This is a genomic window from Dyadobacter flavalbus, assembly GCF_006149045.1.
GTDB lineage: Bacteria > Bacteroidota > Bacteroidia > Cytophagales > Spirosomataceae > Dyadobacter > Dyadobacter flavalbus.
In genome coordinates, this window is record NZ_VBSN01000013.1 from 127,783 (window position 1) to 137,679 (window position 9,897).

The 9,897-nt window shown below is 44.9% G+C and carries 9 protein-coding genes; 6 read left to right on the forward strand and 3 right to left on the reverse strand.

Annotated features, from left to right (window positions below; all coding sequences use genetic code 11):
• Positions 1–93: 93 nt before the first annotated feature.
• A complete protein-coding gene (gene carB / locus FEM33_RS02115) occupies positions 94–2,937 on the forward strand; it encodes a carbamoyl-phosphate synthase large subunit (protein ID WP_139010463.1) in 2,844 nt (947 codons plus the stop codon).
• 69 nt (positions 2,938–3,006) lie between these two features.
• On the opposite strand, the gene FEM33_RS02120 is transcribed toward carB, so the two are convergent.
• The 3 genes from FEM33_RS02120 to bshA all read right to left on the reverse strand — a co-directional run bounded on the left by FEM33_RS02120 (position 3,007) and on the right by bshA (position 5,899).
• Positions 3,007–3,252, reverse strand: coding sequence for a DUF4834 domain-containing protein (locus FEM33_RS02120; RefSeq protein WP_139010464.1), 246 nt, complete (start codon positions 3,250–3,252; stop codon positions 3,007–3,009).
• Between the two features lie 135 nt (positions 3,253–3,387).
• Positions 3,388–4,710, reverse strand: a complete 1,323-nt coding sequence (locus FEM33_RS02125) for an NAD(P)/FAD-dependent oxidoreductase (protein ID WP_139010465.1) — start codon at positions 4,708–4,710, stop codon at positions 3,388–3,390.
• 49 nt (positions 4,711–4,759) lie between these two features.
• Complete coding sequence (gene bshA / locus FEM33_RS02130; protein WP_139010466.1) at positions 4,760–5,899, reverse strand: N-acetyl-alpha-D-glucosaminyl L-malate synthase BshA; 1,140 nt, start codon at positions 5,897–5,899, stop codon at positions 4,760–4,762.
• A 183-nt stretch (positions 5,900–6,082) separates the two neighbouring features.
• Between bshA and FEM33_RS02135 the strand changes: the two genes are divergently transcribed.
• From FEM33_RS02135 to FEM33_RS26505, 5 genes are all read left to right on the forward strand, one after another.
• The gene (locus FEM33_RS02135) at positions 6,083–6,964 is read left to right on the forward strand and encodes a geranylgeranylglycerol-phosphate geranylgeranyltransferase (RefSeq protein WP_139010479.1); all 882 of its coding nucleotides are present in this window, start codon (positions 6,083–6,085) and stop codon (positions 6,962–6,964) included.
• Positions 6,965–7,242: 278 nt separating this feature from the next.
• Positions 7,243–7,938 (forward strand): TapB family protein, encoded by a 696-nt coding sequence (locus tag FEM33_RS02140; protein ID WP_139010467.1) that lies wholly within the window; start codon positions 7,243–7,245, stop codon positions 7,936–7,938.
• A 120-nt stretch (positions 7,939–8,058) separates the two neighbouring features.
• Positions 8,059–8,631: a phosphoribosylglycinamide formyltransferase gene (purN, locus tag FEM33_RS02145; RefSeq protein ID WP_139010468.1), complete on the forward strand. Its 573-nt coding sequence runs from the start codon at positions 8,059–8,061 to the stop codon at positions 8,629–8,631.
• A 9-nt stretch (positions 8,632–8,640) separates the two neighbouring features.
• Complete coding sequence (locus FEM33_RS02150) at positions 8,641–9,582, forward strand: hypothetical protein (protein ID WP_139010469.1); 942 nt, start codon at positions 8,641–8,643, stop codon at positions 9,580–9,582.
• A gap of 23 nt (positions 9,583–9,605) precedes the next feature.
• The gene (locus FEM33_RS26505) at positions 9,606–9,824 is read left to right on the forward strand and encodes a hypothetical protein (RefSeq protein ID WP_201747686.1); all 219 of its coding nucleotides are present in this window, start codon (positions 9,606–9,608) and stop codon (positions 9,822–9,824) included.
• Positions 9,825–9,897 lie beyond the last annotated feature (73 nt).

A 9,897-nucleotide genomic window follows, 5' to 3' on the forward strand; every position in this document is an offset into this window, starting at 1 on the left:
GGAATTTTTGGACGTACCCCTGCTCATAAATCCCAGGCAAAGCCAAAAGTTGTTGATATTTAATTTCTTTTTTTCTTCAAATTATCATTAACTGTGCCCAAAAACACCAATATCAAATCCGTTCTGATTATCGGTTCAGGTCCAATTGTCATAGGTCAGGCGTGCGAATTTGATTACGCCGGCTCGCAGGCAGCCCGCTCCCTTCGCGAAGAAGGAATTGAGGTTGTACTGATCAATTCGAATCCGGCAACAATCATGACGGACCCGATCAGTGCAGATCATGTTTATCTTTTGCCGCTTGAAAAGAAATATATTGTTGAAATTCTGGAAAAGCACAAGGCACTTGGTAAGCCTATTGACGCCGTTCTTCCAACCATGGGAGGCCAGACTGCATTAAACCTTGCTATCGACTGCGACAAGGCAGGCATCTGGAAAAAATACGGAATCGAAATTATCGGTGTGGATATAAAAGCCATTGAGACAACGGAAGACAGAGAAAAATTCCGTTTGAAAATGCTTGAACTGAATGTAAATGTATGCCGCGGCCGTACTGCAAGATCCTTTCTGGAAGGCAAGGAGATCGCGCAGGAAATCGGTTTTCCGCTTGTAATCCGTCCTTCCTATACGCTTGGGGGAACCGGCGGCGGCTTTGTCGAGCGGGAAGAGGATTTTGACAGAGCACTTAACAACGGTCTTCATGCTTCTCCGGTCCACGAAGTACTGGTTGAACAAAGTGCCATGGGATGGAAAGAATATGAGCTTGAATTGCTGCGTGACAATAACGGCAACTTCATCATTATCTGCTCCATTGAAAATTTTGACCCGATGGGCGTTCATACCGGTGACAGCATTACCGTTGCACCGGCCATGACTTTGCCCGATACGCTGTATCAGCAAATGCGCGATCTTGCCATTAAAATGATGGATGGAATTGGAAAATTTGCCGGCGGCTGTAACGTTCAGTTTTCGGTTAACCCGGCTGATGACCAGATTATTGCCATTGAAATCAACCCGCGTGTTTCCCGTTCCTCGGCGCTTGCATCGAAAGCAACGGGTTACCCGATCGCCAAAATTGCTGCCAAAATGGCCATCGGATACAATCTGGATGAACTGATCAATCCGATTACCGGAAGTACTTCTGCTTTCTTTGAGCCTTCCATTGATTATGTTATTGTAAAAGTTCCGCGCTGGAATTTTGATAAATTCAAAGGTGCCGACCGTTCACTTGGTCTTCAGATGAAATCCGTCGGTGAAGCCATGGGTATCGGCCGGAATTTTCAGGAAGCGTTGCAGAAAGCCTGCCAGTCCCTTGAAATCAGAAGAAACGGATTGGGGGCTGACGGACGTGAGCTGCGCGATCAGGAAGCGATCAAGAAAAGTCTTCAGCATCCGAGCTGGGACCGGTTGTTCCATATATATGATGCCTTTAAAATAGGTTTGTCTTTTAAAACGATCCAGAATCTGACCAAAATAGATTCCTGGTTCCTGCGCCAGATTGAGGAACTGATCGAACTGGAACACGAGATTGAAAAGTTTGACCTGGAAGATCTTCCGAAAGAGCTGCTGCTGAATGCAAAACAGAAAGGCTATGCTGACCGCCAGATCGCTCATTTGCTGAATACAAAGGAAAGCAAGGTTTACGACAAGCGGAAAGCGCTGGGTATCAATCGTGTTTACAAATGCGTTGATACGTGTGCGGCAGAATTTGAAGCCAGAACGCCTTATTACTACTCCACTTTCAATTCGTCGCCGGAACATCCGGATAATGAATCCGTAGTCAGCAACCGCAAAAAAGTAGTGGTGCTGGGTTCGGGGCCAAACCGGATCGGCCAGGGAATCGAATTCGATTATTCCTGCGTGCACGGCGTGCTGGCAGCAAAAGAGGAAGGTTATGAAACCATCATGATCAACTGCAACCCGGAAACCGTTTCAACGGATCCGGATATTTCAGACAAGCTTTATTTCGAACCGGTATTCTGGGAGCATGTTTATGACATCATCGAACACGAAAAACCGGAAGGCGTTATTGTTCAGCTTGGCGGACAAACGGCGCTGAAAATGGCCGAAAAGCTTGAAAAATACGGAGTTAAGATCATCGGTACCAATTATCATTCGCTTGACTGGGCCGAAGACCGCGGACGTTTTTCATCCCTGCTCGAAGATCTGGAAATTCCTTATCCGCAATTCGGAACCGTAAGAACTTCGGATGCCGCGGTGGAATTGTCGCGTTCGCTTGGCTTCCCGCTTCTGGTTCGTCCAAGTTACGTGCTCGGCGGACAGAGTATGAAAATCGTTATCAATGAAAAGGAACTGGAACAGCATGTGGTGAAAATCCTGCACGATATTCCGGATAACAATATTCTTCTGGATCATTTTCTCGAAGGTGCGCTGGAAGCGGAAGCGGATGCGATCTGTGACGGTGAAGATGCCTATATTATCGGTGTGATGGAGCATATCGAACCGGCGGGAATCCATTCCGGCGACTCGCATGCGACATTGCCGCCATTTCACCTGACCGAAGATGAAATCCGTCAGATCGAAGAACATACGCGGAAAATTGCGCTGGCGATGAATGTGATCGGACTTATCAATGTGCAGTTTGCGATCAAGAATGGCGTTGTGTACGTTATTGAGGCAAACCCCCGCGCTTCCAGAACGGTACCATTTATCTGCAAGGCGTATCAGGAACCGTATGTAAATTATGCAACGAAGCTGATGCTCGGAACCAAAAAGCTGAAAGATTTTACTTTCAATCCGGTAAAAAAAGGCTGGGCGATCAAAATCCCGGTTTTCTCTTTCAACAAGTTTCCGAATGTAAACAAGGAGCTCGGGCCTGAAATGAAGTCAACCGGTGAAGCCATTTATTTTATTGATGATTTACAGGATGATTTTTTTCAGAAAGTTTACGGAGAGCGTAACCTGTTCCTGAGCAGATAGAAAAGTTTTTTTTCACATAAAAAAGCAGCCCGGATCAAATGATCCGGGCTGCTTTTTTATGCTGCAACTTTATTTAATTTCTTCGTAATCTACGTATTCCCCACCCTGAAAGCGTGAAGACTGGCCATGGTCCGGCGGTATATTGTCAACCTTTACGCCCGTTCTTGCTCTTTGCTGCTGTTGTGCCTTGTATTGCCTTTCCTGTTCCTTGATCAGCTGGCGTCCTACAAGCAAGTGGAAAATAAATCTTCTGAAAAACGGAACAAATGCGATCAGAAGCAAGAATATGAGAATTATATTAAATACTAATTTCATCTTTCAAAAGTTTATTACCTTAATGTATAACGCAAATCTGGCACAAAATAGCACACGAATATAACGAAAACCTGTAAATGATGCAATCCGCCGGTTGAAAGGTTATCAGAAAGTACGGGCGGGACAACACGCTTGTCAGCTCAGCACTTCTTCATTTTTCTCATTTTTATCTGCAATCTGCGCAATGGTTTTCGGCCGCAGGATCAACCGCAATGACTGATCATTGGTTACGTAATTCCAGAGCCAGTTGATCAGGATCAGTACCCGGTTTTTCACACCGACAATGGAAATCAGGTGAACAAACATCCACGTAAGCCATGCAAGAAAACCTTGAAATTTCACAAAAGGAAGATCCGCTACTGCCTTGTTTCTTCCGACGGTCGCCATTGAACCCAGATCCTTGTACTTGAACGGCACTGCCTTTTTACCATCCATAACACGCCAGATATTTTTAGCCAGTGTTTCGCCCTGCTGAATGGCAGGCTGCGCAAGCTGAGGATGCCCGTTTTCCCATTTGCCTTCACTCATAGCCGCTACGTCGCCCAGTGCAAAAATATAGTCATAACCTTCCACCCGGTTGTATTGATCTACTTTAATACGTCCGCCGCGCACAATCACTTCTGCCGGAAGGCCATTCAAAGGATTTGCTTTTATTCCGGCAGCCCATACCAGATTGTCTGCGCGAATTCGTGTTCCCTGCTTGGTGGTGACATACTTTCCGTCAAAACTGGTAACCACCTGTTCGGTAAGTACGTTTACACCCATTTTTTCAAGGTATTCGCGTGATTTCGCGGACGATTCCTCCGACATGGCGCCCAGTAACTTGCCGGAACCTTCAAGTAAATAAATCTGCATGGATTTAAAATCCATTTCCGGGTAATCTTTGGGAAGAATGTAATGCTTCATTTCCGCCAGGGTTCCCGACAGCTCGACGCCCGTCGGGCCGCCGCCCACGACTACAACGCTCAATAACCCTGCGCGGTCGTCTTCGGAATCCACGGATAACGCATCTTCAAAATTCTGAAGAAGACGGTTTCTTAATGCAAGCGCTTCGGAAACGGTTTTCATCGGAATGGCGCGTTCCTCGATTTCTTTCATGCCAAAATAATTGGTAACGGCTCCGGTCGCAATGACGAGATAGTCAAAAGTAATTTCTCCGAGATCGGTTTCAATTGATTTCCTTTCCGGATTGATTTTATGAACTTCGGTGATGCGTATATGTACGTTTTTCTTGGACTGAAAAACTTTCCGGAGCGGGAAAGAAATGGAGCTGGGTTCCAGGCCCGCCATGGCAACCTGATAAAACAACGGCTGAAACTGATGATAATTATTCCGGTCGATCAGCACGACCTGAAGATCTTCTCTCTTGGCAATTTCACGGGCTAACGCAAGCCCGCCAAATCCGGCACCAACAATAACAACTCTTTTATAATTTGTATACGGAATGTTGGGTAACATAGTCTGATCGTTTATTTTCAATAAACAACCAGACCTAAAAATACCGTACCTATATTTCTATGGCTTTGCTGTTTTCAACAACACGCTCGTAGTAGGCTTCATAATGAGGCAGAATTTTGGAAATCTCAAAGTCTTTGGCACGCGCCAGCGCATTGATCTTGAAAGTCGGCAGATTATCGTCATTAAGAATGTAAGCCGCGTTTTTAACCATATCATCCACATCACCGATATCGCTCAGAAATCCGGTAATGCCATGCAGATTCAGCTCCGGCAAGCCGCCGGCATTCGATGTAATCAACGGAACTTCGCAGGCAAGTGCTTCCAGAGCAGCCAGTCCGAAACTTTCTGACTCGGAAGGCATCAAAAACAGATCGGCTACGGAAAGAACTTCTTCAATCGCATCCAGCTTACCAAGAAAACGAACGTCCGAAAGCATGTCCAGTTCTTTGCACTGGCGTTCGATACGCGCACGGTCCGGGCCGTCGCCTACCAGCAACAGTTTGCACGGAAGCAGTTTACGCAGTTTTTCAAATATCATGACAACATCATCAATTCTTTTTACTTTCCTGAAATTGGATGTATGCACGATCAGTTTTTCGTTGTTGGGACAAATAGCCAGCTTGAAATGATCTTTCTTCTGACGGTTAAACCGGTCAAGATCAATGAAATTGGGAATGACCTCAATATCTTTTGTAATATTAAAATGCGTATAAGTATCTTTTCTCAACGATTCGGATACAGCTGTAATTCCGTCTGACTGATTGATACTGAAAGTAACGACCGGCTCATAGGAAGCATCCTTGCCGACCAGTGTAATATCAGTGCCGTGCAAAGTCGTGATCACCGGTATATGGATTCCCTGCTGCGCCAGAATCTGTTTGGCAAGATAGGCGGAAGATGCATGCGGAATTGCGTAATGAACATGCAGCAGATCCAGTCCGGCGTTTGTAACCACATGCACCATTTCACTGGACAATGCGGATTCGTAAGGAGCATATTGAAACAGCGGATATGCAGGAATATTTACTTCGTGATAATAAAGGTTTTCATTAAAGAAGTCTAATCTTTGCGGCTGCGAGTAAGTTATAAAATGAACCTGGTGGCCAGCTTTGGCAAGTGCCTTCCCCAGTTCAGTAGCTACCACGCCGCTTCCACCGAAGGTTGGATAGCATACGATACCGATTTTCATAATGTCATTAAAAAAAGTTGTAAGCTGGAACAATAAAGCCGTTCAAATGACAGACTTCAGAATGCTAACAACAATTGAACCTTTTTTATCCCCGAAATGGATAAAGATGTGAAGAATTGTCGTTAATGGTATAAAATGAATAATTTTAATGCCCGAATCTACTTTTTTTCTGAAATAACCTCCATGAATGTGTCTGCAAGGCCAAAAATCGGATTGTGGGAATATGTTGCCGGAAGTGCCCGCCTGGTCCGTATGACCAATCTGGTCATTGTGGTCCTCACCCAGTATCTTACACGCATTCTTCTGATCGGTCCGAGGCAGGACTGGCGCAAGATCATTACCGATTCCGACCTGTTTTTTCTATCGCTTTCCACGGTATGTATCGCTGCCGCAGGCTATATCATCAATGATTATTTCGATATCAAAATAGACATCGTCAACAAACCGCAGCGCGTTGTGGTCGGAAGATATTTGAAACGGCGCTGGGCAATGGGTGCGCACCAGCTTCTGAATATTTTAGGGGCGGCACTCGGACTTATAGTGAGCCCGTATATTTTTGTGATCAATGTCTGTTCGATTACGCTGCTCTGGTTTTACTCCGCACGCTATAAACGAATGCCTTTTATCGGCAACTTTATCGTTTCCATGCTTACGGGCCTTACATTGCTGATTCTGACCTTGCATTATCCTGACAACCGGCATCTTGTTTTTATATACGCCGTATTTTCATTCTTCATTTCGCTGATCAGGGAAGTTGTAAAGGATATGGAAGATATCAAAGGCGACGAAGCGCACGGCTGCCGTACGCTGCCCATAATCTGGGGTATACGCCGTACCAAAAGTTTCCTGTATGGCGTCATTTCCGTATTTGTCGTAACCTTGTTTGTCCTTGCACAGGCTTTGAACAATTACTTGCTCACCATCCTTTTCATTCTGCTCCTGATCCCGCTTTCCTGGCTTTTGCTGAAACTCTCTCGTGCAGATACAAGACGTGATTTCAAGCAGATCAGCGGCATTTGTAAAATTATTATGCTGCTGGGACTCCTTACCATGATCTGGGCCTGAATCTTTCAGCGCCGTCGGATTGTTCAGACATGCCGTTTGCTAAATACGTGCTGTATGGATATTCAAAAAAGGCTTATTTGGAGGAAAAAAATGTTCTCATAGTCAAGTATTGTCATGAATAGTCAAGTATTGATGGGAATTGAAAAGAGCTGTGGTTCCAGACATTCTTTGTCCTGGCTGGTCTTGACAATTTGTTCATTCCTGATATTCATCTTTTTGAAAGCTTATAGCTGAATACTGACAGCAATAAGCGCATAGCTGATTTAGCATTTATGGCCATGAAAAAAATCCTGATCTGTTGTGTTTTGTTGATCTGCGTTTCTGCCTTGTATGTCAGGGCGCAGGAATGTGCGGGCATTGTTTTAAAAGAAGGCGGCGGTTTTGAAACCAGCAACTTCGACAGCAAAGGCAGGCCGACCGGAACTTTCGTTTACAAAATTGCTCAAATCACGAAAGAAGGCGCTAACACTGTTTTTACCGTGGATATGGAGTTTTTTAACCCAAAAGGCAAATCGGAACTGAAGAATTCCTATCAGATGAAATGTGACGGCAATGTTCTGCAGATGGACGTGCGTTCGCTCATCAACCACGATCAGCTCAAAGCATTCGAAAGCATGGAAATGGAATTTACATACGACAACATCGAATTTCCTGTAAAACTGTCGGCCGGTAAAAAGCTGAAAGATGCTTCCGTGAAGGGAAAAGGTAAATCAGGTTCTACTCCCGTGACGTTTAACATGATTGTCCATAATAGAAACGTAACCGGTCAGGAAAAACTGACCGTACCCGCAGGAACTTTCGACGCCTACAAGATCACGTCGGACATGAACGTGGAAATGGTCATGGGGATTCCCGTCAAAGTGGCCATGCAAAGCATTTCCTATCGTGTACCCGGCGTGATCTGGGATCTCAAAACTGAAAATTACAGAAAGGGGAAATTAATCAGTTACAGCGAACTGAGCAGAATATACTGAATTCATCGTGGATACAGGAAAGAACGGCTGCGATAGGATCGTAAGCCGTTCTTTTTTATAGATTTGCCAAAGTTTCAGAATCCTTTTTCCGCTGAACTGCACTATAAACCTTTTTACCGAATGAAACGTATTGCCATTTTTGCCTCCGGCTCCGGGTCCAATGCCGAAAAAATCTGCCGGTATTTTCTGGACAGAACCGACGTTGAAGTTTCGCTGATCTTTACAAATAATGCGCAGGCCGGTGTAATCAAGCGCGCCTGTCTTCTTCAGATCCCGATCGTATTTTTTGACAGAAAAACCTTTTACCAGACTGAGAAAATCCTCCGCATTCTTCAGAATGAAAGAATAGACCTTGTGGTACTGGCCGGATTCATGATGCTTGTACCGCCGTCGCTGGTGAACGCTTTTCATAAAAGAATGATTAATATTCATCCCGCCTTACTGCCCAAATTCGGCGGTAAAGGCATGTACGGACGGTTTGTTCATGAGGCTGTCGTTGAGGCAAAAGAGCCGCAGACGGGCATCACGATCCATTATGTAAATGAGCACTATGACGAAGGTGATGTGATCTTTCAGGCCACATGCAACGTTGATCCGGGCGATTCGGTGGAAGATATCGAAAGTAAAATCCACTTGCTGGAACATGAAAATTACCCGCGCGTCATCGATGAACTTCTGGCGAAAATGCCTTAAATCCTTCCTATGCTTAATTTTTTGCTGGCAGTTCTGTTTACAGTCGCGCTTTACCTGATCATGCGGTCTTACCCCCGTTTTCAGGTAAATTCCTTCCATGCCATTGTGTTTAATTATTATGCCTGTGTCTTCACAGGCTTGCTGCTTACGCCCGATCTTGCCGCATTCAGTCATGTTCGGTGGAGTTCGCCGGGCACATTGCTTACGCTTGCCCTGGGAACGTTGTTCGTGACGGCTTTTATGTTCATCGGGCTTACCGCGCAAAAAGTAAGCGTAACTTCTGCTTCGCTGGCCGGAAACATGTCATTGGTCATTCCGGTCATTTTCGGACTTTTTGTATTTAAAAACAACAACAAGGATTTTACAGCAATCAATTATGCAGGACTGATTACAGGTGTGATTGCACTGGCGCTCGGAGCAATACAAAAAGCTGAAAAGAAACAAGGTTCCGGTTTGCACGCCGCTCCTTCCTCCTCTCCTCCTTCCTTCTCTAATCCTTCCCTGTGGATTTTGCCCGTACTTACGTTCCTGGCCAGCGGAACCAACAATACACTGATCAATTTCCTTTCTGCCCGATATTATACACCCGGCCAAACAACCGTATTCATGATCATAGCCTGTACCGGCGCTATTATGATTGGTACTATTCTATTGCTGTTCAAAATTACGGCCGGAAAGGAAAAACTGGCGTTGCGCAGCGTAATCGGCGGACTGATTCTGGGCGTTCCCAATTTTCTTTCGCTGTATTTTCTGTTGCTGGCTTTATCGTCTTTCGGAAACAGCGCGGCATTTGTTTTTCCTGTTTACAACATCCTCAGTATGCTGGCTTCTTCGTTTACGGCATGGCTTATTTATAACGAACGTCTGAACAAACTTAATAAACTGGGACTTGTACTCGCCGTAATTGCAATTATTCTGATATCTTATCAGGAACTCGGACTGCATTTTTAAAGTACCAACTCTAATTCCGTTTTATGAACGATACTTCCATTTTACATATAAAAGAACAAAAAACGGGCTTAAACAAACGTCAAAAGGAATTTAACCTTTTGTCGCAAAATATTGAAGAACTAAGCCGGCTGATTCCTGAACTGGAAAGCGCCTATGAGGAAATGCTGCGAAGGATTCCGACGGATTTGGGTTCTTCCCCACTTTTGGTGGTTAAGCAGGAGCAAGTACCAATCTTTTTCTGAGCAATTCAAAGCTTGCTCTTCCATACATCTGCCTTTTTATAGTCTTTAGTTTATTAACATTGCCTTCCACAGG

Coding starts and splice junctions, on each gene's coding strand:
- FEM33_RS02120 (WP_139010464.1), bottom strand. CDS start 3,252: ATGAAATTAGTATTTAATATAATTCTCATATTCTTGCTTCTGATCGCA.
- FEM33_RS02125 (WP_139010465.1), bottom strand. CDS start 4,710: ATGTTACCCAACATTCCGTATACAAATTATAAAAGAGTTGTTATTGTT.
- bshA (WP_139010466.1), bottom strand. CDS start 5,899: ATGAAAATCGGTATCGTATGCTATCCAACCTTCGGTGGAAGCGGCGTG.
- FEM33_RS02135 (WP_139010479.1), top strand. CDS start 6,083: ATGAATGTGTCTGCAAGGCCAAAAATCGGATTGTGGGAATATGTTGCC.
- FEM33_RS02140 (WP_139010467.1), top strand. CDS start 7,243: ATGAAAAAAATCCTGATCTGTTGTGTTTTGTTGATCTGCGTTTCTGCC.
- purN (WP_139010468.1), top strand. CDS start 8,059: ATGAAACGTATTGCCATTTTTGCCTCCGGCTCCGGGTCCAATGCCGAA.
- FEM33_RS02150 (WP_139010469.1), top strand. CDS start 8,641: ATGCTTAATTTTTTGCTGGCAGTTCTGTTTACAGTCGCGCTTTACCTG.
- FEM33_RS26505 (WP_201747686.1), top strand. CDS start 9,606: ATGAACGATACTTCCATTTTACATATAAAAGAACAAAAAACGGGCTTA.